Source organism: Aurantimonas sp. 22II-16-19i, from assembly GCF_002088275.1.
Taxonomy (GTDB): domain Bacteria; phylum Pseudomonadota; class Alphaproteobacteria; order Rhizobiales; family Rhizobiaceae; genus Jiella.
In genome coordinates this window covers 24,381-47,520 of record NZ_AQQS01000027.1, presented here as the reverse complement: position 1 = coordinate 47,520, position 23,140 = coordinate 24,381, and the positions used below count along the sequence as shown (strand labels likewise).

The following is a 23,140-nucleotide window of genomic DNA, read 5'->3' as shown; positions in this document are numbered from 1 at the left end:
CTCGCTATAGGGCGATGATGGTTGAAAAGATCGACAAGCCGGCCTCCCGGGTCAAGCCAGCGGGCGCAAAGACTGCGACGAAAGCGTCCGCCAGGGCACCCGCGGGCCGCGCGGCCAAGCGTCGCATCAAGATCCCCTACGCGCCCGAGGAGATATCGGAGATCTTCCGGCGCTTCGAGATCCAGCGCCCGGAGCCCGAATCCGAGCTCGAGTATCGCAACCCCTTCACGCTTCTCGTCGCCGTCGTTTTGTCCGCCCAGGCGACCGATGCGGGCGTCAACAAGGCGACGCGCGGCCTGTTCGCCGCCGCCGACGACCCGCATGCCATGGCGGCGCTCGGCGAGGAGACGATCCGCGACCACATCAAGACGATCGGCCTCTTCCGGAACAAGGCGAAGAACGTTCTGGCGCTCTCCCAGGCCCTCGTCGCCCGCCATGGCGGCGAGGTGCCGAACGACCGCGCCGCGCTCGAGGCGCTTCCGGGCGTCGGGCGCAAGACCGCCAACGTCGTCCTCAACGTCGCCTTCGGCGAGGAGACGCTCGCCGTCGACACCCACATCTTCCGAATCGGCAACCGGCTGCATCTCGCCCCCGGCACGACGCCGGACGAGGTCGAGGAAAAAATGCTGCGGATCATCCCGCAGCCCTATCGTCGGCATGCCCATCACTGGCTGATCCTGCACGGCCGCTATGTCTGCAAGGCGCGAAGGCCCGAATGCGAGGCCTGCGTCATCGCCGATCTGTGCAAGGCCGAGGTCAAGACCAACGCCGTTCCGGCCGAGCTCAGGCCCCTGCCGCCCGGTCCGCCGCCGGCTCTCCCGAAACCCTGACATCGCCCGGATCGAGACCGACGAGGCCGCCGTCCCGCGCCGAAATCCTCTGGTGGAGATGCACCATCAGGCTGGCGGCGAAGAGCGGCGTCAAGAGATTGACGATCGGGATCGCCATGAACAGCGCGACGAGAAGGCCGGCGAGGAAGACGGTCGTCGAATGGCGCGAGCGCATGTCCCGCGCGCCCTCCTCGCGGCGGTAGCGCATCGCCGCGAACTCGAAATACTCCCGCCCGACGAGATAGCCGTTGACCAGGAAGAAGGCGACGAGGTTGACGCCCGGAACGAGGAGGAGGGCGAGCGCGATCAGATTGCCGAGGATGACGACGCCGAAGAACTTCACCGACAGGACGGCGCCCCGCCAGAACGGCATCGGCCGGCCAGCCGGCGAGCCCGGATAGGCGCCCCGCTCGACCACTTTGGCGACGTCGTCGAGGAAGAGGCCGGCGATGATCGCGCTGATCGGGCCGATCAGGAACAACAGGCCGATGGCGAGCGCGATCCCGGCGCCCCAGCCGGCGACCGTCCCCGCCTGGTCGACCCAGCCCGGGGCATCCGGAAAGAGGTTCGACAGGAAGGGCACCGCCAGCCACTCGAACACCGTCTCGACCAGGAACCACAGGACGACCAGGCACACGGCCGTCAGCCCCAGCGACTTCCACAGGGCGGCGCGGAAGGGCGGCGAGAGGACGTCGGAAAGGGCGAGGCGGGCGCTGGTGAAGATCATGGGCGTTCTCTCGTCGTCGGTTGACGATCGGCATCGTCAGGGGACGATCGGCATCGTCAGGGGACGATCGGCATCGTCTGGTGACGAGATAGGCGGCCGCAGGGCCCGCCGCAACGCCGCGGCGGCGGGCCGGTTGCTTGGGGCCGATCAAACGCGATCGGCCCCGCCGTGAGGCAGGGCCGGAAAACGTCGCTGCTCGCCGGGACGGCAGGTGAAGGACGAAGACGGTGCGGCCGATGCGGAACCCGCGTGGCCGACGCGTCGGCTCGCTGGCCTATCGGCAGTCCTTGATCGAATTCAGCGCGGCCGTCACGCCGGAGAGCGAATAGGTGTAGTTGGTGCTGGTGCCGCGCTGGGACGTCGCCTGGATGCTCAGCGACCGGCCGGACCGCATCGCCGAGACGAGCTGCGGCTCCTCGGCGGCGTTCTCCATCCAGGCCGAGTTGCCCTTGGTGAACATCATGAACTTCCGGCCGTCGACGTCGACGGTGACCTTCGAGCCTTCCTTCAGATCGTAACCCATCACCGCCTGGGGCTCGTAGGAGACGCCCTCGCCGGGTTTCTGGGACACGAGGAAGAAGATGTCGCCGTGATCGACATTGGCGGGAGCCAGCTTCTTCGGCGTCGAGAGGATGTAGCAGACCTTTCCGCCGGTGCCGGAATAGGCGTAGGTGCCCCAGTCGTTGAAGGTGTTCATCCGGGTCGGGGTCGGTGCGGCGATGACCGCGCTGGACCAGATCAGCAATGCCGCCGCGGTCGTCAGGATCGTCTTCGGATTCATGGTTTCCTGCTCTCCGGTGTGCGTCTTTCGGGCGATTGCCGCGACCTCGCCGAGGCCCGGCGACCGACAAAAAACGATGACTTGCGCCAATTTAGCCGACGGCGGTTTAGCGATGGTAAACGAACGGCAAAAGGCCACGAGGCAATTTTCAGGGTCCATGACGTTTCATCGCCATGGTCGAGGGATCGGGCCGCATCGCCGCCGATCCCGGGAAGCAGCCCCGAAAGGCGTCTCACTGCGAAAGATACGTCGAAGATCGTGCGCGGACCGCGCAACGAACAAGAAAAGGAATCGGGCGAGAGTTTGACCTTGCAGCATTTTTCGCCCGGCCGGGCTGCCGTGGCTCCACCCGGGCAGGCCCGTCCGGGGTGCCTGCCCGAGAGGGACGTCGCGCCGGTCTTCGGCCGCTTCCGGTCGGCCCTGGGCCAGCCACGCTGCGGCCGGCAAGAGGCTCAGAGTTCGTCGAGCGTCGCCCGGGCGCGCTGATAGTGCTCCGGCCGGATGTTGCCGCGCACGGCGTTGAAGGCGGTCAGGAGGACGGCGATGTCGTCGGTGAAGCCGATGCCGAGCAGCATGTCGGGCACGAGGTCCACCGGCAGGACGAAATAGGCCAGCGCCGCGATCAGGACGCCGCGGGTCGCCGATGGCGTGTCGGGATCGATCGCGCAATAATAGGACGCGACGACGTCCTCCATGAAGGGGACGTGGCGGAGCGCCCGGCGCACCGTGTCGAAGAACGACGAGCGGACTCGCTTCTCGCGCCTGGTCTGATCCTCGCTGGATCCGATCCTGAGAATGTCCTCGATCTTGCGCTCGTCGATCGTCATCGTCGTCTCCCATGCTGGTCGCAGATAGAGATGGCGAAGACCATGGCGCGGCTCAAGCCCCCGGCGCGCGCGCTGCGCGCCGGTTCGGCGTTTTTCCCAAAGGACTTAGCGTCCCTGGAACGGGCTGCCCTCAGCCGAAATCCTGCGCCAGCGGCGCATAGTCCCGGGGCGCGGCCGGCACGTAGGCGTCGCCGCCGGAAAGCTCGAAGGCTTCCTCCAGCACATAGGGGCCGCCGCCGATGGAATCGCGCGAGGAGAACAGGCCGAACCGCTCCACCGTGAAGGACCGGCTGCGGAACCCCCCGCGCAAGGCGAGGTAGTGCGCGACGTCCGCCGGCTTGCCGTTCTTCAGGCGCGCCAGCGTCACATGGGGTACGAACTTGCGCTGGTCGGGGTCGAGGCCGAGCCGCTTGCAGGCCCGCTCGATCTCGGCCTGGAGGCCGGCGAGCTCCGGCGAGGGGGCGACTTCGGCGTGGATGGAGTGAGGCTTCTTGTTGCCGAAGGCGCCGAGGCCGCTCAGCGAAATCCTGAAGCTGCGACGTTCGACCCTGTCGAGGGCGGCGACGATCTCGTCGGCAAGCCGGGGTTCGATATCGCCGAAGAAGCGCAGCGTCAGGTGATAGTTCTCCGGGTCGATCCAGCGAGCCGAAGGCAGTCCGCCTCGCAGCAGCGAGAGGGAAACGGCCACATCCTGCGGGATTTCGACGGCTGTGAAGAGTCGCGGCATCGGAAGACCTCCGTGCGTCGTGCTGGCCCCGGACGCGCAAGCGCCTTATCGCGTCACCCGTTTGCCGGCCTCACGGCCCGCCCCGGGGCATTGGGATGAGCTGCCCGGCCTGTCGCGAAGCGCGGCGATTCGCCTCGCAGGCCGATCGTCTCGAAACCGAGACTTTCATCATGCAAGCCATGTTTCAAGGACAGGGCAGCTTTGCACACGGCTTTTCGCGATTGTTTATGCCGCAGCGCACAATTATCTCGCCCTCCGGGAGGCTCGAGGAACCGAAGGCCGGATCGGCAACTTCGGACAGGCCAGGCGACCGACATCATGCATGCTCCCGCTCCCGATACCCTTGCCACCCCGCACGGTCGCCCCGAAGCCGCCGCTCCGACGCTCGGGCAGGGCGGTGCGAGCGGGCGAGGTGGTTTGGTCCCTGACGCGCCCCTGCCGGCATCCGGCGAGAGCTTCGTCAGGCGGCTGCATCCGGACGAGCAGGATCTGGTGCGGCACCATCTCGGGCGGCTCGATGCGCGGTCCCGCCGCCTGCGGTTCGGCAACTGCGTCAACGACGCCTTCATCGAGCGCTATGCCGAGGCGAGCATCGGTCTCCGCGGCACCGTTATCGCGCTCTTCGTGGGCGGCGTCGTGCGGGGCGTGGCGGAGCTTCACTTCACCTCCCGCACCGGCGAGGAGGCGGAGATCGCCTTCTCGATCGAGCCGGATCACCAGGGGCAGGGTCACGGCACCCATCTCTTCGGCCGGATCCTCGATGCCGCGCGCAATCGCGGGGTTCGCCGCCTGTGGCTGACCTGCCTCAGCGAGAACCGGCCAATCCTGGCGATCGCGAGAAAGTTCGGCGCGAGGGTGACCGTCGTCGGCGACGAGGCGACGGCCGAACTCGGCGACCAGCATCCGGGCCCGGGCAGCCTGTCGCGGGAGTTCGCCGAAGAAGGCGCGGCGAGCGTCCTTGCGATGATCGACCGGCGCCAACGCCGCTTCGCGCGGCTGCTCCGCCCGTTCCGGCGGGCCGCAGCCCCTACTGCGACGCAGTCTCCGAACTGAGCGCCTTCTCGATCACCGGCTTCATCGAAGCGACGATCTTCTCGACCCCTTCGGCGGTCGGATGCATGCCGTCGGCCTGATTGAGATCCGATTCGGCCGCGACGCCTTCGAGGAAGAACGGGTAGAAGGTGACCGGGTACTTCTTCGCCAGCTCGGGATAGATCGCGTTGAACGTCCTGCCGTAGTCGGCGCCCATGTTGGGCGGCGCCAGCATGCCCGCAAACACCACCTTCTGCCCCCGCTCGGTCAGGCGTCTCAGGATCTCGTCGAGATTGCTCCGGGTGATCTCCGGCGACACGCCGCGCAGGGCGTCGTTGGCACCGAGCTCGACGATGACGAGATCGGCCGTGGCCGGCACCGACCAGTCGAGGCGCGACAGCCCGCCGCTGGTCGTGTCGCCGGAGACGCCGGCATTCTCGACGACGACGTTCATGCCGTCCTCGCGCAGCGCCGCCTGGAGCTGCTCGGGAAACGCCTTGCCGGGGTCGACGCCGTAGCCCTGGGTCAGGCTGTCGCCGAGGGCGACGATCTCGATCGGCTCGCTCCCGGCGGCCGGCGCCTGGGCAGACGCCGGCGTTGCCGCGACGGCGAAAAGCCATGACAAGGCCGTGAGGACGAGGGCCAGGCGGCCGACGAGCGGTTGGAAGCGTTGCATGTGTCACCCATATGGTCAGCCGAGCCGGCCGTATCGCCGCGCGGACCGCATGGCCCGCAGAATTCACTGATCCTGACATAGGAAGCGACCATCTTGGCGGAAGCGGCGATCCGATTACGAAATGTTCAACTCACCCTCGGCAGCGGTCGCAGCACCGTCCATGTGCTGAAGGGCATCGACCTGCACGTCGATCGCGGCGAATCGGTCGGCATCGTCGGGCCGTCGGGTTCGGGCAAGTCGACGCTCCTCATGGTCCTCGCCGGGCTGGAGCGGGCCGACGAGGGCCTCGTCGAGATCGCCGGCACCGCCCTCGGCGACATGAACGAGGACGGTCTCGCCGCCTTTCGCGGCCGCAATGTCGGCATCGTGTTCCAGTCGTTCCATCTGATCCCGAACATGACGGCGCTGGAGAACGTCGCCGTGCCGCTGGAACTGGCGGGGGCGGGCGACGCCTTCGAGCGCGCCGGGCGCGAACTCGCCAATGTCGGGCTCAAGGACCGCGCCGGCCACTATCCGGGCGAACTCTCCGGCGGCGAACAGCAGCGCGTCGCCATGGCGCGGGCGCTGGCGCCCGAACCCGCCATCCTCATCGCCGACGAGCCGACCGGCAATCTCGACCAGGAGACCGGCCGCCAGGTCGCCGACCTGTTGTTCGCCGAGCAGGCGCGCCGGCAGATGACGCTGGTTCTCGTCACCCATGATCCGGCGCTGGCGGGACGCTGCGGCCGGACCATCGCCGTCCGCTCTGGCATCATCCATGACGACGGCCTGCGCGACGACGGCCATGGCGAGGCGAGGGGGCCGGCGACGGCCACGCCGGACGGGGCGAACGCCGCCGCGCAGGCGGCGCGATGACCGTCGCCACCGAAGACATCGCCCGGGCCCGCCACCGGGAAAGGCAGGATGCGCTCGGCCACCGGGCGCGGCTCCGGCTGGCCCTGCGCTTCGCGCTGCGCGAGATGCGCGGCGGGCTGTCGGGCTTCTACATCTTCCTCGCCTGCATCACCCTCGGCGTCGGGGCGATCGCGGCGGTGAACTCCGTCGCCGGCATGATGTCCGATGGCATCGCGCGGGAGGGCAAGGCGATCCTCGGCGGCGACCTGCGCTTCGCGCTGGTCCAGCGTGAGGCGACGCCGGAGGAGCTCGGCTATCTGAGCGGTCTCGGCGAGGTCTCCGAGACCCAGTCGCTGCGCTCGATGGTGCGGCTGCCAGACGGCAGCGACCAGGCGCTGGCCGAGGTGAAGCCGGTCGACGGCGCCTATCCGCTCTACGGCCGCATGGAGACGACGCCGCAGCAGCCGCTCGCCGATCTCCTCGCCGAGACGCCGGACGGCTACGGCGCCGTGGCGGTCGAAGGGCTCTATGATCGTCTCGGCGCCCGGCCCGGCGACAAGGTCAGGCTCGGCGATCTCACCCTGACGCTGACCGGCATCATCGACCGCGAGCCCGACCTTTTGTCGGAGGGCCTCGCCTTCGCGCCGCGCCTGATGATCTCGGAAGAAGCGCTGGCGGCCACCGGCCTCGTCCAGCCGGGCAGCCTCATTTCCTATAACTACAAGGTGAAGCTGCCGCCCGGCGCGAATGCCGAGGCGCTCGCTGCCGAGGCGAACGAACGCTTTCCCCAGTCGGGATTTCGCGTGCGCACAGCCAAGGATGCCTCGCCCTCCCTGCAGAACAACATCGAACGCTTCTCGCAATTCCTGACGCTCGTCGGCCTCACCGCCCTCATCGTCGGCGGCGTCGGCGTCGCCAATGCGGTCCGGGCCTATCTCGATTCCAAGCGCCACGTGATCGCGACCTTCAAGAGTCTCGGGGCGAGCGGCCGCTTCGTCGTCGCGGTCTATCTCATCCAGATCATGGCGCTCAGCAGCGTCGGCATCGTCCTCGGTCTCGTCCTCGGCATCATCGCGCCCTTCGTCACCGCGCGCTTCCTGGAGAGCATCATCCCCGTCGCGGCGGATGCCTCGTTCTATCCGGGCGCCTTGCTGGTCGCTGCGCTGTTCGGCATCCTGACGTCGCTCGCCTTCGCGCTGATCCCGCTCGGGCGGACCCGCGACGTTCCGGCGACGGCGCTGTTCCGCGAGGCGGGAGGCAGCGGCAGCGTGCCGATGCGCTGGTTCTATCTCGGCGCCTCGGTGGTGCTCGCTTTGATGATCTCCGGCCTCGCCATCGCCATGGCCAGCGACAGGAAGGTCGCGCTGATCTTCCTCGGCGGCACGGCGGCGGCCTTCGTCATCCTGCGCGTCGTCGCCACCGGGATCGCCGCGCTGGCGCGGCGCTCACCGCGGGTGCGCTCGACGCCGCTGCGCCTCGCCATCGGCAACATCCATCGTCCCGGCGCGCTGACGCCCTCCGTCGTCCTCTCCCTCGGCCTCGGCCTGACGCTGCTCGTCACCCTCGCCATCATCGACTACGACCTGCGCCGCGAGGTCGGCACCGGGCTCGCCAGCCGGGCGCCGGACTTCTTCTTCATCGACATCCAGAGCAGCCAGATCGATCAGTTCCGGGCAAAGGTGGCGGAGCTGGCGCCCGGCTCGACCCTCGACGCCGCGCCGATGCTGCGCGGGCGGATCACCCGGCTGAACGGCCAGGATGTCGCCACGATGACGATCCCGGCCGAGGGCGGCTGGGTGCTGCGCGGCGACCGCGGCATCACCTATTCGCCGACCGTGCCGGAGAACTCCTCGCTCAGCGAGGGCGAATGGTGGCCGGAGGACTATTCCGGCGAGCCGCTGGTCTCGTTTGCGGCCGAGGAGGGCGGCGAGCTCGGCCTCAAGATCGGCGACACGCTGACGGTCAACGTGCTGGGCCGGAACATAACCGCGAAGATCGCGAACTTCCGGCAGATCGAGTGGGAAAACCTCGGCATCAACTTCGTCATGGTGTTCTCGCCCAACGCCTTTGCCGGGGCGCCCCATGCGTGGCTTGCGACGCTGTCCATCGACAACGACACGGAAGCGGCCGAAAAGGCGGTCGTGAACGGCATCACCAACGCCTTCCCGGCGGTGACGAGTGTGCGCGTCAAGGAGGCGCTCGACGCCGTCAACGCGCTGATCGCCCAGCTGGCGCTGGCGATCCGGGTGGCTGCGGCGGTGGCGCTGGTCTCCTCGGTGCTGGTGCTGGCGGGGGCGCTCGCCGCCGGCAATCGCGGCCGGATGCACGACGCCGTCGTCCTGAAGACCCTCGGGGCGACGCGGATCACGCTGATCCAGGCCTTCGCGACGGAGTACCTGCTGCTCGGCCTGGCCACCGGCGTCTTCGCCGTCGCGGCGGGCGCTGCGGCCTCCTGGTTCGTCGTCGACCAGATCATGATGCTGCCCTTCATCTTCGACTGGACCGTGGCGCTGACGACGCTGATCGTCTCGCTGGTGCTGACGGTGGGCTTCGGCCTTGCCGGCACCTGGCGCATCCTCGGCCAGAAGGCGGCGCCGGTGCTGCGGAACCTGTAGCGGGGTGAAAGCTCGGCCGCCGAGGCAATGGCTTCGACGGCGATCGGCGCCGACGGGCGTCAGACGGGGACGGTCTGCCGGAACCGGGCGCCTTCTGACTTAACGGAAATTTCAGCCCGAGCCGCGAGCTTGGCGGGCGGCGATCGCCGCCTCGTCCAGCCTCCCGGGATCGTCATGTCCGTTCGTGCCCTCGCAGCGCCCATCCTGTTCCTGACGGTCGTCGCCGGCGTCTTCCTGCTTCTCGCCCTGCCGCTGTCGGTGCCGGTCGGCCCGTTCTACTGGGACACGCTGATCTACTATGACGGCGCGGCACGCATCGCCGCCGGCCAGACCCCCAGCGTCGACTTCATGTCCCCCGGCGGGCCGCTGGGCTACTGGCTCTTCTACGCGGTTCTGAAGGTGTTTCCGCAGGCGCAGGGGCTCTATGCCGCGTCCTTCATGCTGCTGATCGTGACCGGGCCCCTGATGGCCCTGGTCGTCCATGACGTGGCACGTCGCAACGGCTGGGTCGCGCTCGCCCTCGCCGTGCCGTTCCTGATGTTCTCGGTCCTTCCCTTCAACGTGGAGCAGCACTACCCCTATCCCGGCGCGGACGGCTTCGGGATCTACAACCGGCAGCCGGCGCAGCTCCTCTATCTCCTCCTTTCGGCGCTCCTCTTGGTCGAGGCGCGCTGGGTCCGCGTGGTCAGCGTCGCCGGCTGCCTCCTCGCCCTGTTCCTGATCAAGATCACCGGCTTTCTCGTCGCCCTGCCACTGGTTGCGCTGGCATGGCTGTCGGGCCGGCTCACCGCGCGCCAGCTCCTCGCGGTGCTGGCCGCGTTCGGGGTCGTCGTCGCCGGCCTCGAAGCCTGGAACGGAGTGGTCGGCGCGTATCTTCGCGACATCGTCCGTCTGGTCGAGCTGAATGACGGGTCGATGGTGTTCTCGCTCCTGCGGGGCGTGTCGATCCATCTCGGCCAGATCGTCCTCGCGCTGCTTCTCGCCGCGGTGCTGCTGGTCCTGGAGCGCCGCGGGATCCTCGCCGGCTTGAAGGCCGCCGCGTTTCTCAAGGTGGATCGCGCCGGACTGTCGGCCGTCTTCGACACGCATTCGGCATGGATCCTCGTCGCCATCGCCGCAGGAACGCTCTTCGAGAGCGAGAACTGGGGCGGCCAGGCCTTCATCTTCCTGTGGCCGCCGGTCATCCGCTGCCTCACCGACCCCGCGCTCGCACGGGGACGCCGACAGCTCCTCCTCTGGGTCATCGCCGTGGCGGCGCTGGTGCCAGCCGCCGAAAGCGTCGCGGGCCGCGCGATGCGCAGCTATGTCGCCCAGCTTCGCTACGAGCGCATGGTGGCGCCGGCGCTGGGGCCGATCGCGGCGGTGAGCCAGCATCCTGAGAGCTTCGAGAGGGCGCGCCTGATGCGCGAGCTGGCCGTCGCGTTTCCAGCCTATTATGCCCTGGCGGCCGATCGCGGCCGGCTGCCGAGCTACATCATGTACAACGAGCCGGAGTTCCAGATTGCCTGGCTCGCGGCGGTGGCCGAGGGGGTCTCGGCGATCGAGGCATACGAGGCAAGGACCGGCACCCGCTTCGAGACGATCCTCAGCCTCAACTTCGTCAACCCGTTTCCCTATCTTCTGGAGCGCAGGGCGCCGCGCTACGTGTCGATCGGCGCCGACCCGTTCCGCACGATCCCGCCACTGGATGCACGCACGACGAGGTCGCTGGAGGAGACGGATCTGGTCCTCTGGCCACGATGCATCGAGACGGTGGCGAACCGCCGGATCCGCGCCATCTACGCCGCGGGTCTCGCCGGTCGCCGGACGATCGCGCTGTCGCCCTGCTGGGATGGGTTCGTCAGGCCGGACCCGGCGAACGGGCGCTCTCCTCCCGGCGGCGAGGCCGAGGTTTCCTCGACACTTGCAGCGGTTGGAATTCGTTAACGAAGCTCACGGCGAATTCAGCGGCGAAAGCTTCGAAATCCCGCCGAACCGACACGCTCGCTCTTGTGCGGCAAAACGGCAATCCGCATATTGAGCGCAGGACTGCTGGGCGTCCCGCCAGCGGCGCCTCCACGCCTGCCGCGAAAGTTGCGGGCGCGGACACCGGACGGGACACGCAGAAAAGGAATTCGCTTCATGGCTGATTATCGGAATGCCAGTGTGCGGTCCGTACCCGCTGCCGGTACCCGGACTGACATCGACCAGGGCCTTCGCAGCTACATGCTGAAGGTCTACAATCTGATGGCGGGCGGCCTCGCGCTGACCGGCGTCGCAGCTTACGTGCTCTACTCGTTCTCCGTCGTCACCAACGGCGCGGGCGATGTCGTCGGCCTGACCGAACTGGGCAACGTCGTCTTCAACTCGCCCCTGCGCTGGGTGCTGATGCTGGCGCCGCTGGCGATGGTGTTCTTCCTGTCGTTCCGCGTCCACAAGATGAGCGTTGCGGCCGCGCAGGCGACCTTCTGGGCCTATGCGGCGATGGTCGGCCTGTCGCTGTCGACGATCTTCCTCGTCTACACGCAGGAATCCATCACCCAGGTGTTCTTCATCACCGCTGCCTCCTTCGGCGCGCTGTCGCTCTGGGGCTACACGACGAAGCGCGACATCTCGGGCTGGGGTTCGTTCCTGTTCATGGGCGTGATCGGCATCGTCATCGCGATGATCGTGAACATCTTCCTCGCCTCGCCGGCGCTGACCTTCGCGATCTCGGTGATCGGCGTCCTGGTCTTCGCGGGCCTGACCGCCTACGACACGCAGCAGATCAAGGAAATGTACTACGAGGGCGACGGCTCGGCCGTCATGGGCCGCAAGGCCGTGATCGGCGCGCTGCGCCTCTACCTCGACTTCCTCAACATGTTCCTCTTCCTGCTGCAGCTCTTCGGCAACCGCAACTAAGAGCGGCTGAGGACGGAAACGAAAGAAGGGCGGCCCGGCGGGCCGCCCTTTTTGTTTGTCTCGATGCCTGTTCCCAATGCGGTGGCCGGCGTCAGGCGCTGGAGCCGCGCGAGCGCCGCCCGGGATCAGCCGTCGATCGGATCCACGCCCTCGACCATCACCTTGCGCTGTTCCTGCGCCTTCAACTCGTCGAGGGCCGGCATCGACATGATGTTGTAGCCGGAATCCACATAGTGGATCTCGCCGGTGACGCCGTTGGCGAGCTCCGACATCAGGTAGAGGCAGGCGCCGCCGACCTCCTCGATGGTGGTGTTGCGGCGCATCGGCGCGTTGCGGCGCTGGTAGTTGAACATCAGCCGCGCATCCGAGACGCCGGCGCCGGCCAGCGTGCGGACCGGGCCGGCCGACACCGCGTTGACGCGGATGTTGCGGGGCCCGAAATCGGCGGCGAGATAGCGCACCGACGCCTCGAGCGCCGCCTTGGCGACGCCCATGACGTTGTAGTTCGGCATGACCCGGACGGCGCCGCCATAGGTCATCGTCACCATCGAGCCGCCGTTCTCCATCATCGCGGCGGCGCGCTTGGCCACCTCGGTGAAGGAGAAGCAGGAGATCACCATCGTCCGGGTGAAGTTCTCCCGGGTGGTGTCGGCATAGAGGCCCTTCAGCTCGCTCTTGTCGGAGAAGGCGATGGCGTGGAGCACGAAGTCGATCGAGCCCCATGCCTCCTTCAGCGTCGCGAAGACCTGGTCGAGGGAGGCCGTGTCCTCGACGTCGCAGGGGATGACCAGCTTGGAGCCGATCTCCTCGGCGAGCGGCTTGACCCGCCGTCCGAACGCGTCGCCCTGATAGGTCAGGGCGATTTCCGCGCCCTGGGCGGAGAGGGCCTTGGCGGCCCCCCAGGCGATGGAATTGTGATTGGCGACGCCCATGACGAGCCCGCGCTTGCCTTGCATCAGATCGCCCATGGCGGTCTCTCTCTTCGTCATTCGAGGATGCGCTGGAAGACCAGGCAGGCATTGGTGCCGCCGAAGCCGAAGGAATTGGACAGGACGCGGTCGAGCTGGACGTCGTCGCGACGCTCCTGCACGATCGGCGCGCCGACGAATTCCTCGTCCAGCTCGTCGATGTGGGCGCTCTTGGCGATGAAGCGGTCCCGCATCATGATGAGCGAATAGATCGCCTCGTGAACGCCGGTCGCCCCCTGGCTGTGGCCGGTCAGCGACTTGGTGGCGGAGATCGGCGGGATCGCCTCGCCGAACACCTGGCGGATCGCCATCATCTCCATCCGGTCGCCGACCTCGGTCGCGGTCGCATGGGGATTGATGTAGTCGACCTGGCCGTCCAGCGTGCCGGAGAAGCCGGCGAGCGCCTGGCGCATGCAGCGCACCGCGCCCTCGCCGGAGGGGGCGACCATGTCGGCGCCGTCCGAGGTCGCGCCATAGCCGACGATCTCGGCATAGATCTTCGCGCCCCGGGCCTTCGCCTTCTCGTAGTCCTCGAGCACGACGACGCCGGCCCCGCCCGCGATGACGAAGCCGTCGCGGTTCTTGTCATAGGCCCGCGAGGCGACCTCGGGGGTCTCGTTGAAGGCCGAGGAGAGGGCGCCCATGGCGTCGAAGAGGTTCGACAGCGACCAGTTGAGGTCCTCGCAGCCGCCGGCGAAGATCATGTCCTGCTTTCCGAGCATGATCTGCTCGGCGGCGTTGCCGATGCAGTGGCTCGAGGTGGAGCAGGCGGAGGAGATCGAATAGTTGACGCCCTTGATCTTGAACCAGGTCGCGAGCGTCGCCGAGGCCGTCGAGGACATCGCCTTCGGCACCACCGTCGGGCCGATGCGCTTCGGCCCCTTCTCGCGGGTGATGTCGGCCGCCTGGACGATCGAGATCGTCGATGAGCCGCCCGAGCCCATGATGATGCCGGTCCGCTCGTTGGAGATCTCCGCCTCGCTGAGGCCCGCATCGGCGATCGCCTGGTTCATGGCGACGTGGTTCCAGGCGGTCCCGCCGCCGTGGAAGCGCATCGCCCGGCGATCGAGCACCGTCGCCGGATCAAGCGTGGGCTTGCCGTGGACGTGGCTGCGGAAGCCCAGTTCCTTGTATTCGGGCGCAAAGGAAATGCCCGATCGCGCTGCCTTCAGGGAGCTTGCGACCTCTTCGACATCGTTTCCGATGGGCGATACGATCCCCATCCCCGTGACGACGACCCGTCTCATCGCGTGCGTCCTCTCCTGTCTTCTGGAACATGATCCGGAACGCCCGGCACCGGTTCGTGGAGGTACCCATCATGCTCGCGCAATACAATAGAGCGATCGCACCTCAACCGGAGGGCGCCCGCTCCCGGATCTCGTCACGCGCCGGGAAGCGCGACCTCGTCGCTGAACAGTCCGACCCTGAGGTCGCTCGCCCGGTAGATGATCTCGCCGTCGGCCTTGACCCAGCCATTGGCGATGCCGAGCTTCAGCTTGGAGCGCATCACGCGCCGGAATTCGACGCCGTATTCGACGAGTTTGACCTGCGGCGTCACCTGGCCGGTGAACTTGACCTCGCCGACGCCCAGCGCCCGTCCCCGGCCGATCTCGCCGAGCCAGGTCAGGAAGAAGCCCGTCAGCTGCCAGAGGGCGTCGAGGCCGAGGCAGCCGGGCATCACCGGATCGCCCTTGAAGTGGCACTGGAAGAACCAGAGCTCGGGATTGACGTCGAGTTCCGCGGTGATCATGCCCTTGCCGTTCTCGCCACCGGTCTCGTCGACACGGGTGATGCGATCGAACATCAGCATGGGTGGGAGCGGCAGCTGGGCATTGCCGGCACCGAACAGCTCGCCGCGACCATGGGCGAGAAGATCGTCGTAGTCGAAAGAGGATTTGCGCGCTGTCATGGGTCTCGAGTGTCCGCCCTGTCCATCGGTCCCGCCACGGTTCGGCGAGCCTCCGTTGCGGCCTTAGCATGGTCGCTGCGTGGGTGAAAACCGGAAGTCGTCGCGATCGATCGCCCCGCCCGGATGCCAAAGCCACAGCAATCTGCCCCCGCCAACGCGGAATGGCCGTTCGTCGGGGCAGATGTGGCAGCGCATGGCGCATTTAAAGGCCTGTCCCTCGCTGGATGACGATGACGGGGCGCACCACTTGCCCGCCTCGGAACGGGCGATGCGACAGGAGGAGGAATGGAAATGCGATCTCGGGCCCTTCTTGCCGCCGGCGTCTCGCTCGGGCTGGCCATGGCGGTCGTCCCGGTCGAGGCGGCGGGGTGGCGCTTCGTCGCCGGCGAGGCGGGGCTGTGGGTGGATGGCGGATTGAACGGCCTTGCCGTCGGCTGCGGGCCGCAGGGCCTGTCGCTCAGCGTCTTCGGCTTTCCCGCGCGCCTGGAGACGGGAACGCTCCACTCCGTCGTGGTGACCATAGACGGGACGGCCCGCCGCTTCCGCGCACGGGCAGGCCAGCGCCCGGGCGCGCCCGGTTCGGCCCTGACGGCGACGCTCTCGGGCTTTGAGGCGGAGAGCCTGGTGGATGCCCTGCGGCGGGGCAGGACGGCGGAGGTCGCGACCCCGGCGGGGCGCTACGAGCTGCCGCTGTCGGGCTCGGCGAAGGCGCTCGATGCCCTCGGCCAGTCGCCGGGTTGTCCCGGCTGACGCGGGAACTGCCGACGGCACTCTGGAAAGCTGATGCAGATTGTCAGCAATATCGCCAATTTTTGATGCGCGCCTCATGACTCTGTGCTATGGCCGGAAAGATGGACCGAGCGCACCCTCGATGTGCGACGACAACGAAAAGACGGGCAGTGGCGTTTTCAGCGATGGAAAACCGGACGCGGAATCAGAGCTTTTGTGTATTCGAGCGGCTTCGCTCGGTGGGCCTCAGGCCGACCCGGCAGCGGGTCGCCCTGTGCAACCTCATGTTCGGCTCCGGCGATCGGCATCTCTCCGCCGAGGAGCTCTACGAGGAGGCGCAGAAGGCCGGTGAGACGGTGTCGCTGGCGACCGTCTACAACACGCTGCACCAGTTCACCGACGCCGGGCTCGTGCGCCCGCTCTCGGCCGAGGGCCAGCGGACCTATTTCGACACCAACACCTCCGATCATCACCACTTCTTCATCGAAGACGAAAACGAGATGGTCGACATCCCCCTCGGGACGCTGAAGCTCAACGAGCTTCCCGAGCCGCCGGAAGGGATGGAGATCGTCAATGTCGACGTCGTCGTGCGCGTGCGCCGCAAGAGCGGCGCCAGCCGAAACGACGCGCACTGAGCGTCGTGCCTCAAGCGTCGTGCCGCGGCCGCTGAACGGCGCCGGCTGACAGATGAATGCGGAGCGGCGCCTGATGAGCGATCATCGGGCGCTTTTTTTTGTCCGGTCCGGGGGGCGGCCCCGCCAACTCGAAGTCTGGAACTGCCGGCCTATTGCTGCGCCGCCTCGTCCTCGGGCGGGTCGATGGCAAAGCGCTCGCCGCGATCGGCAAATGTCTCGGCGTGGCCTCCGACGAACCGGGCCGAGACCCAGCCCCTGGTGCCGGCCCGGCTGACGGCGTACCAGACGCCCTGGTCGTCCGCCGTCACCCGGCAGCCCGTCACCGTGATCTCGCTGCCGGCACTGAGCGTCGTCACCACCTGGCCGTTCCTGCCGGGGGCGTCGCGCAGATAGACGTCCCGCTTGATCTTCGGCCGAGTGTCCTCCGTGAAGGTTTCTGGCAGGATCGCATTGTCGCGGCAGGAATAGGCCTCGGCGAGGAAGAAGTTGCTGACCGTGTCGACGGCGGTCGGCGGCGCGGCGCAGATCGCGCCCGGCTCCTTGTCGCTGGCCCCCTCGCAGCCGGCATTGCCGCGCCAGATCCCGATGCCCACCCGAGACGCGTCGTCGACGCGGACCTGGCAGGAGAACCAGCCGCCGGTGATGTCGAAGGACCTGTCGCCGGCGCTCATCAGCTGGGTCAGGAGGGGCAGGTCGGCGCTGCTTGCGCCTTCGGAGAGGATGGGCTGGAAATTGGTGAACTCGTCTTCCGCGCCGCTCATCCGGATCGGGCCGGCGGCAAGGCCGAGATTGCACAGCATCCCGATGGCATCGGTGTCGAGGCCGGCCGGCCCGATCTCGCTGACCTCGCCGGCCGCTGTGACCGGCGTGAAGCCCATGCGCCAGGCTTCCAGGTCCGATTCGAGCACATAGAAGGACGTCGCCGTGCGGTGGCGCAGCATGCGCAGGAAAAGCTCCGGCGGATTGGCGCTGTCCTGAAGGAGCCCGACCATCTCGGCGGCGACGTCGTAGCCGAGGCCGAGCATGTCGCGCGCGCCGGCGCCGCTCGTGTCGGCCCCGTCCGGAATGTAGGGCATGTGGAAGCCGAGCCTGCCGCCGCGCTGGATGAACCGATTGTCGCCGGTGTCCGTATGGACGCGGTCGACCGATGCGGCGAAGGCGACGGCGCAGGCCGAGAGGCATTCGTCGCCGGCAAGAACGATCAGCCCCGCGATCCGCGGGTCCTGGCCCTCGATGTCGTAACGAAGCGCCTCGGCGATGCGGAAGGCCTCGGCGAAGACGCCGCCGGGGCTGTCGAAGGAGACCACCAGCGGGTAGTACGTCCAGTCCTCCAGCGCCCGCTTCACCTTCTCCGCATCGCCCTTCTCGATCGCACCCTCGATGCGCAGGACGGCGGGGTTGGTTCCCCCATCGGGGTTGGCCGGAAAGGCCTCGAGGCTGGTATATGCGTCGCTGTCCGCCGCCTTGACGCCCTCGGTGCCGGCGAGCGAGCGGGGCGGAAACAGCCGCTTCAGCCCGTTCGTGCGAGAATAGAGGTCCGGCCGCACCGTCACCTCGGCGGCGAGCGACGCCGGCGGTGCGAGTGCCGCGGCCAGGGCAGAGCCGGCGGCCGCGATGCGGATGACGGCTGCAGCGGCGAAAGCCGCGAGACGGCGGCGAGGCTGGATCCGGTGCGAGCGGGAAGAACTGGCGAACATCGTCGATGGAGATCCTGACGGCGAAGAGACCAGCCGTTGCGCGCGCTCTGCCGGGTTTGGCGGCTGTGTGGCCCGGCAGTCGAGCCGTGGCATGACGCAAAGTCAAGCGGCCAAGCCGGCAACCGCGCTGCGCGGGTACTCCGCCGCCACCCGCCGCCGGACTTTTTTGCCGGGCCGTCGATGATTTCGACCGACGGGCGCTTGATCCGGATCGGGCGCTCGTGAATGGTGCGCCGCGACGCAATCAATGAGGACATGCCGCGATGAAGACGGTCCTGCCGGATAAGCTGTTCCTCGGCGCAGGGGCGATGAAGGCCGGTACCACCTGGATGTACCGGGTCTTCCGCAGCCATCCGGAGATCTATTTCCCGCCGGAGAAGGAGCTCCACTACTTCGCGCATCGCTATGCGCACGGACCGTCGCCGCTGGGCCCTGGTCACCGGCTCAGCCGGGCGATCGCCCATACGAGGATCGACCCCGAACACTCCCAGCTGGTCGGCGTGCGATCGCGGCTCCTGTGGACGGCCGACTACCTGTCGGATCCGATCGACGATGCCTGGTATTCGCGCCTGTTCCGGGCGGCCGGCTCGCGCTGGTCGGCGGATTTCAGCAACCTGACCTGCCAGGTGAGCGAGGCCGGGTGGCGGGAGATCCGGACCAAGACGGGCAATCTCAAGGTGTCCTTCGTGATGCGCGAGCCGATCGACCGGCTGTGGTCGCAGATGCGCTTCAAGCACCAGCTGGCCGGCGACGGCCGTCCCTTCGATGAACTCGGGCCGCGTGACGCCGAGGCGATGCTGCGCCCCGAGGGCGAGTGGCGCCACGCCGAATACGGCGCGATCGTGCGGCGGATGAAGGCCGGCCTCGACCCGGCCGATCTGAAGCTCGTCTTCTACGAGGAGATGCAGGCCGATCCCGCCGCCTTCGTGCGCGACATGGAGCGCTTCCTCGGCGTCGCCCATCACAACTATCCGGCCGATCTCCTCGGCCAGCGGGTCAACGAGACCCGCGCCGGCAAGATGCCCGGCTGGTTCGTCGACATGTTCGCCAAGGACGCCAGGCGGATCGGGACGGAGCTCCGGGACGCCGGAATGACCCTGCCGAAGTCCTGGTAGGAACTGTCTGGGGCAGCATCGCAGCCGCCCCGTTTCCGCTGACATGGCATGACGGGCGGCCGAGTCTCGGCCGCCCGTTGCTTTTTCATGACACTGAAAGCCTCAGTCGCCGCTCTTCAGCACGACCGGGATGAGCAGGTCGCCCCAGTTGCCGTTGCCGCCATGGTGGCGGGCGGAGCGCACGAGTTCGACCGAGACGCCGGCCTCGACGGCCTTCATCACCGACTGGTTGAGGCGATGGAGATCGTTGGCGAGCATGCGGATCGCGCTCTGCTGCGCCTCGTCCATCGAGGAGGACTGTTCCTCCGCCCGCTCCTTGACGCGGGTGCGGGGGCGATCTTCGTTGGCGACTGCACTCATGAGACTTCTCCCTTGCTACCGGAGCCGGCCCTCGGCCGAAGCGCCCCGATCCGATGTGCCGCTTTGCGGCGGATGACGTCTGGGGGCCGGGCGAACCCTCCCGGTGGCCCGGCCCCGGGAGCTCTGCTCGAGGCATCCGGCGGGACGCGCGAGCAAAGCTCCGTTCGTCGCGGTGGCGCACCGCTCGGCCGAGAGAAAATCTCGGTTTCGGGGCGATGCAGCCGGCCGCATGGCTGGCCAACTGGCCGGCCGAAGCTCACTCCGCCGCGACGTGGAGCGGCGTCTCCTTCTTGAACTGGGCGCTCTCGGTGGATTCGCCCATGGCCGTCGTCGAGGAAAGCCCGCCGGTGATCGCCATGGAGACGGCGTCGAAATAGCCGGTGCCGACCTCGCGCTGGTGCTTGGTGGCGGTATAGCCGTTCACCTCGGCGCCGAATTCGGCCTCCTGCAGCTCCGAATAGGCGGCCATCTGCCGCTCCTTGTAGCCGCGGGCGAGCTCGAACATGCCGTAGTTCAGCTGGTGGAAGCCGGCCAGCGTGATGAACTGGAACTTGTAGCCCATCGCGCCGAGTTCGCGCTGGAATCTCGCGATCGTCGCATCGTCAAGGTTCTTTTTCCAGTTGAAGGACGGCGAGCAGTTGTAGGCGAGGAGCTGGTTCGGATGCTCCTTCTTGACCGCCTCGGCGAAGCGCCGTGCCTGGTCGAGATCGGGCTTGGAGGTTTCGCACCAGATCAGGTCGGAGTGGGGCGCGTAGGCGATGGCCCTTGCGATGCAGGGCTCGAGGCCGTTCTTCACCCGGTAGAAGCCTTCGGCCGTGCGGCCGGCGTCATAGTCGACGAAGGGCTGGTCGCGCTCGTCGATGTCGGACGTCAGAAGCTTGGCGGCTTCGGCGTCGGTGCGGGCGACGACGAGGGTCGGAACGCCCATCACGTCGGCGGCGAGGCGCGCGGCGGTGAGGTTGCGGATATGCGCCTGGGTCGGGATCAGCACCTTGCCGCCGAGATGGCCGCACTTCTTTTCCGACGCCAGCTGGTCCTCGAAATGGACGCCCGCGGCGCCCGCCTCGATATAGGCCTTCATCAGCTCGAAGGCGTTGAGCGGTCCGCCGAAGCCGGCCTCGGCGTCGGCGACGATCGGGGCGAACCAGGTCTCGACCGACAGACCGTTGCCTTCCGCCTGCTCGATCTGGTCGGCCCGCTGCAGGGTGCGGTTGATGCGCCGGCAGAGCTCCGGCCCGGCATTGGCGGGGTAGAGGGACTGGTCCGGATACATCGCCGAGGCGGTGTTGGAGTCGGCCGCCACCTGCCAGCCCGACAGGTAGATCGCCTTCAGCCCGGCCCGAACCTGCTGCATCGCCTGGTTGCCGGTCATGGCGCCGAGCGAGTTGACGAAATCTTCAGAATGAATCAGCTGCCACAGCCGGTTCGCGCCATTCTCGGCGAGGGTGTAGCGGATCTGCACCGAGCCGCGCAGGCGCTTCACGTCCTCGACGCCATAGGGGCGGTCGATGTCGTCGAAGCGTCCTTCCGGAGCCGAGGGGACGAGGTTGTAAAAGTCGGTCATGGCATGCTCTCCGCTCTGCGATTGTCACTGACGGTTCCCGGCTGCGTTCGCCGGTCGGCCGTGTCGGTCGCCGCAATATCTGTCAGTTATGCCGCGGAATGCGAAGAGAGCGGGCGCTCGGGGGCGGCCGATTTCGGGTCGGGATGTCTTGCGTTTGACAGGACCGGATTGTAATTTTGTCAAGAATGTAAATCTGCGGCGCCGGCATCTCCGCCTGGCTGGTGAGGACGGATGCCGGCGCGGCAGCGGCAGCGGGCGTGGCACACCGGGCACACCCGAAGCGGAATCATGCGGCGGGGCGACGAACGGCTGGTCGGATGGTCCCAGAATGCATGTAACCGCCTCAATTCATTCGCAGTTCATCAAGCTTCGGGAATTAGTCTCGTGCTTCCATTGGGAGGTGGAGGAACGAAACCGTCGAGGGTGTCATGACAGGCACGAATCTCATCATGTCCATGATCCGGACAGTCACCGAGTTCTTCCGCCCGAGCTATCGGCCGGAGCGCCACTACATGCGCGGACCAGGCCCGGCCTGCGCCCGCAAGAGCCGCGGCCCGCTGGCGGTCTGACGGCGGAGGGCGAGCTGCGGGCGGTCTTCCGGCGCCTTGCGCGCGCCTGCCGCGCTGAGTGCGCGGCGGACGCGGAGCGCTGCGAGGGGCTCGGTCGCCGTGGCCTCGCCCGGAAGGACGGGCGGTCTCGGCAGGCCGCTTTCGCCGGCTCGAGGCTTCATCCGCAGCCGGCGTCCCTGCCGGCAGCTCCTCTCGCCCGCAATCATGTCGAGGGAGGGCGCTAGGCGTGGCCGACAACAAGATCTTCGCCGGGCCGCGCATCCGCCGCATCCGCAACGGCCTCGCCCTGACCCAGACGGCGATGGCCGAGGAACTGGGGATTTCGCCGTCCTATCTGAACCTCATCGAGCGCAACCAGCGCCCGCTGACCGTCCAGCTCCTCCTGAAGCTGTCGGAGACCTATCAGGTCGATCTCGCCGACCTGCAGGCCGGGCGCCAGCAGGGCGTGTTCTCCGAGCTGAAGGCGATCTTCTCCGATCCGCTGCTTGCCGGCGAACTTGCCGGCGACCAGGAGCTCGTCGAACTCGCCGATGCCGCGCCCAACGCCGCGGCGGGCGTCGCCAAGCTCTACCGCGCCTATCGCGAGCAGCAGACCCGTCTCAGCGACCTGTCGCAGCTGCTCGCGCGGGAGGGGCGGATGCTCGGCTCGGCGGGCGCCCGCCTGCCGATCGACGAGGTGCACGAGGTGTTCGAGACCCGGCCGAACTTCTTTGCCGCTATCGAGACGGCGGCCGAGGCGCTGCATGGCCTGCTTTCGGCCGGCGACGATCTCTTCGGTGCCATGCGCGCCTGGCTGCGCAAGGAGCACGAGGTGTCGGTGCGGGTCCTGCCGCTGGCGACCATGCCGCTGTGGCGCCGCCGCTTCGATCGCCACTCCCGCCGGCTGTTCCTCTCCGAGCGCCTGTCGACCGCCGACCGGGCCCGCGAGACCGCCATGGAGGTCTGCCAGCTCGCCATGGGCGAGGTGATCGAGGCGGAGAGCCGCACCTTCAGCTTCGCGAGCGACGAGGCGCGCCGTCTCGCGCGCTTCGAGCTCCTGCGCTATGCCGCCCACGCGCTGATGATGCCCTATGGCGCTTTCCAGAGCGCGGCGGAACGCGCCGCCTACGACATCGACGTGTTGAAGGGCCGGTTCCAGGTCTCCTTCGAGCAGGCGGCGAACCGGCTGACCATGCTGCAGCGGCAGGGCGCGCCGGGGGTGCCCTTCTTCATGCTGGAGATCGACAATGCCGGCAACCGGTTCCGCCGGGCGGGCGCCCGCGGCTTTCCGCTGCAGCGCTTCGGCGGCGGCTGCCCGAAGCTGCCGATCCACGCGGCCTTCGCCCAGCCGGGCCAGATCCTGGTCGAGCGGGCGGAGATGCCGGACGGGGCCGAGTTCCTGCTCGTCGCCCGCACGCTGGAAGGCCTGTCCGGCGGCTTCGAGGAGCGGCCGCGGCGCACCGCGATCCTGATCGGCTGCGACATCGGCTTCAAGGACGAGACGGTCTATGGCCGGCACATCGGCGAGAAGCCGTCGACGGTGAAGATCGGCCCGGCCTGCCGGCTGTGCGAGCGGCAGGGCTGTCTCGCCCGGGCCGAACCGCCTTTGACCCGCCCGCTCGGCCTCGACGAGATGGTCACCGGGCTTTCCGCCTTCGACTTCCAGTAAGCAGAAATTGTAATTAA

The 23,140-nt window shown here is 67.9% G+C and carries 22 protein-coding genes; 11 read left to right on the top strand and 11 right to left on the bottom strand.

Translation table 11 applies throughout. The annotated features are described in order from the left end of the window. The first annotated feature begins 17 nt into the window (after positions 1-17). The gene (nth, locus tag ATO4_RS19055; protein WP_139802554.1) at positions 18-830 is read left to right on the top strand and encodes an endonuclease III; all 813 of its coding nucleotides are present in this window, start codon (positions 18-20) and stop codon (positions 828-830) included. On the opposite strand, the gene ATO4_RS19050 is transcribed toward nth, so the two are convergent. From ATO4_RS19050 to thpR, 4 genes are all read right to left on the bottom strand, one after another. Continuing rightward, entirely contained in the window at positions 784-1,557 is a 774-nt protein-coding gene (locus ATO4_RS19050; RefSeq protein ID WP_083593128.1) for a sulfate transporter family protein, read from the bottom strand. The genes nth and ATO4_RS19050 overlap by 47 nt on opposite strands. A 274-nt stretch (positions 1,558-1,831) precedes the next feature. After that, on the bottom strand, positions 1,832-2,338 hold the full coding sequence (locus ATO4_RS19045) for an invasion associated locus B family protein (RefSeq protein WP_083593127.1): 507 nt from the start codon (positions 2,336-2,338) through the stop codon (positions 1,832-1,834). 452 nt (positions 2,339-2,790) lie between these two features. After that, entirely contained in the window at positions 2,791-3,159 is a 369-nt protein-coding gene (locus tag ATO4_RS19040; RefSeq protein ID WP_083593157.1) for a YkvA family protein, read from the bottom strand. Positions 3,160-3,295: 136 nt separating this feature from the next. After that, positions 3,296-3,892, bottom strand: coding sequence for an RNA 2',3'-cyclic phosphodiesterase (gene thpR, locus ATO4_RS19035; RefSeq protein WP_083593126.1), 597 nt, complete (start codon positions 3,890-3,892; stop codon positions 3,296-3,298). Between the two features lie 417 nt (positions 3,893-4,309). Between thpR and ATO4_RS19030 the strand changes: the two genes are divergently transcribed. Beyond that, on the top strand, positions 4,310-4,945 hold the full coding sequence (locus ATO4_RS19030; RefSeq protein WP_176223057.1) for a GNAT family N-acetyltransferase: 636 nt from the start codon (positions 4,310-4,312) through the stop codon (positions 4,943-4,945). Here the strand turns inward: ATO4_RS19030 and ATO4_RS19025 are convergent. Continuing rightward, positions 4,920-5,600, bottom strand: coding sequence for an arylesterase (locus ATO4_RS19025; RefSeq protein ID WP_083593124.1), 681 nt, complete (start codon positions 5,598-5,600; stop codon positions 4,920-4,922). The two genes, ATO4_RS19030 and ATO4_RS19025, sit on opposite strands and share 26 nt — an antisense overlap. A 93-nt stretch (positions 5,601-5,693) precedes the next feature. Between ATO4_RS19025 and ATO4_RS19020 the strand changes: the two genes are divergently transcribed. From ATO4_RS19020 to ATO4_RS19005, 4 genes are all read left to right on the top strand, one after another. After that, positions 5,694-6,455, top strand: a complete 762-nt coding sequence (locus ATO4_RS19020) for an ABC transporter ATP-binding protein (RefSeq protein WP_083593123.1) — start codon at positions 5,694-5,696, stop codon at positions 6,453-6,455. Further along, positions 6,452-9,049 carry an ABC transporter permease gene (locus ATO4_RS19015; protein ID WP_083593122.1) on the top strand — a complete coding sequence of 866 codons (2,598 nt, stop codon included), beginning with the start codon at positions 6,452-6,454 and terminating at the stop codon, positions 9,047-9,049. The genes ATO4_RS19020 and ATO4_RS19015 overlap by 4 nt, the downstream gene beginning before the upstream one ends. A gap of 174 nt (positions 9,050-9,223) precedes the next feature. After that, positions 9,224-10,975, top strand: a complete 1,752-nt coding sequence (locus tag ATO4_RS19010) for a hypothetical protein (RefSeq protein ID WP_139802552.1) — start codon at positions 9,224-9,226, stop codon at positions 10,973-10,975. Positions 10,976-11,170: 195 nt separating this feature from the next. Continuing rightward, a complete protein-coding gene (locus tag ATO4_RS19005) occupies positions 11,171-11,929 on the top strand; it encodes a Bax inhibitor-1/YccA family protein (protein ID WP_083593120.1) in 759 nt (252 codons plus the stop codon). A 125-nt stretch (positions 11,930-12,054) separates the two neighbouring features. On the opposite strand, the gene fabI is transcribed toward ATO4_RS19005, so the two are convergent. The 3 genes from fabI to fabA form a co-directional block, all read right to left on the bottom strand. Then, entirely contained in the window at positions 12,055-12,897 is an 843-nt protein-coding gene (fabI, locus tag ATO4_RS19000) for an enoyl-ACP reductase FabI (protein ID WP_083593119.1), read from the bottom strand. Between the two features lie 17 nt (positions 12,898-12,914). Beyond that, entirely contained in the window at positions 12,915-14,144 is a 1,230-nt protein-coding gene (gene fabB / locus ATO4_RS18995) for a beta-ketoacyl-ACP synthase I (protein WP_083593118.1), read from the bottom strand. 134 nt (positions 14,145-14,278) lie between these two features. Continuing rightward, a complete protein-coding gene (gene fabA, locus ATO4_RS18990; RefSeq protein WP_083593117.1) occupies positions 14,279-14,806 on the bottom strand; it encodes a 3-hydroxyacyl-[acyl-carrier-protein] dehydratase FabA in 528 nt (175 codons plus the stop codon). 285 nt (positions 14,807-15,091) lie between these two features. On the opposite strand from fabA, the gene ATO4_RS18985 reads away from it, so the two are divergent. After that, entirely contained in the window at positions 15,092-15,556 is a 465-nt protein-coding gene (locus tag ATO4_RS18985) for a hypothetical protein (RefSeq protein WP_139802551.1), read from the top strand. A 164-nt stretch (positions 15,557-15,720) separates the two neighbouring features. Continuing rightward, positions 15,721-16,170 carry an iron response transcriptional regulator IrrA gene (gene irrA, locus ATO4_RS18980; protein WP_083593115.1) on the top strand — a complete coding sequence of 150 codons (450 nt, stop codon included), beginning with the start codon at positions 15,721-15,723 and terminating at the stop codon, positions 16,168-16,170. A gap of 149 nt (positions 16,171-16,319) precedes the next feature. Here irrA and ATO4_RS18975 read toward each other — a convergent pair whose 3' ends face one another. Then, positions 16,320-17,867: an SH3 domain-containing protein gene (locus ATO4_RS18975; protein WP_083593114.1), complete on the bottom strand. Its 1,548-nt coding sequence runs from the start codon at positions 17,865-17,867 to the stop codon at positions 16,320-16,322. Between the two features lie 263 nt (positions 17,868-18,130). On the opposite strand from ATO4_RS18975, the gene ATO4_RS18970 reads away from it, so the two are divergent. Then, positions 18,131-18,982, top strand: a complete 852-nt coding sequence (locus tag ATO4_RS18970) for a sulfotransferase (RefSeq protein ID WP_083593113.1) — start codon at positions 18,131-18,133, stop codon at positions 18,980-18,982. A gap of 102 nt (positions 18,983-19,084) precedes the next feature. Here the strand turns inward: ATO4_RS18970 and ATO4_RS18965 are convergent, their stop codons facing one another. Together ATO4_RS18965 and aceA are read right to left on the bottom strand one after the other, a co-directional pair. Next, entirely contained in the window at positions 19,085-19,342 is a 258-nt protein-coding gene (locus tag ATO4_RS18965) for a hypothetical protein (RefSeq protein WP_083593112.1), read from the bottom strand. 256 nt (positions 19,343-19,598) lie between these two features. After that, the gene (gene aceA, locus ATO4_RS18960) at positions 19,599-20,906 is read right to left on the bottom strand and encodes an isocitrate lyase (protein ID WP_083593111.1); all 1,308 of its coding nucleotides are present in this window, start codon (positions 20,904-20,906) and stop codon (positions 19,599-19,601) included. A 428-nt stretch (positions 20,907-21,334) separates the two neighbouring features. On the opposite strand from aceA, the gene ATO4_RS27815 reads away from it, so the two are divergent. Together ATO4_RS27815 and ATO4_RS18955 are read left to right on the top strand one after the other, a co-directional pair. After that, positions 21,335-21,475 carry a hypothetical protein gene (locus tag ATO4_RS27815; protein WP_176223056.1) on the top strand — a complete coding sequence of 47 codons (141 nt, stop codon included), beginning with the start codon at positions 21,335-21,337 and terminating at the stop codon, positions 21,473-21,475. A 226-nt stretch (positions 21,476-21,701) separates the two neighbouring features. Beyond that, the gene (locus tag ATO4_RS18955; RefSeq protein WP_083593110.1) at positions 21,702-23,123 is read left to right on the top strand and encodes an XRE family transcriptional regulator; all 1,422 of its coding nucleotides are present in this window, start codon (positions 21,702-21,704) and stop codon (positions 23,121-23,123) included. The last annotated feature ends 17 nt before the right edge of the window (positions 23,124-23,140 follow it).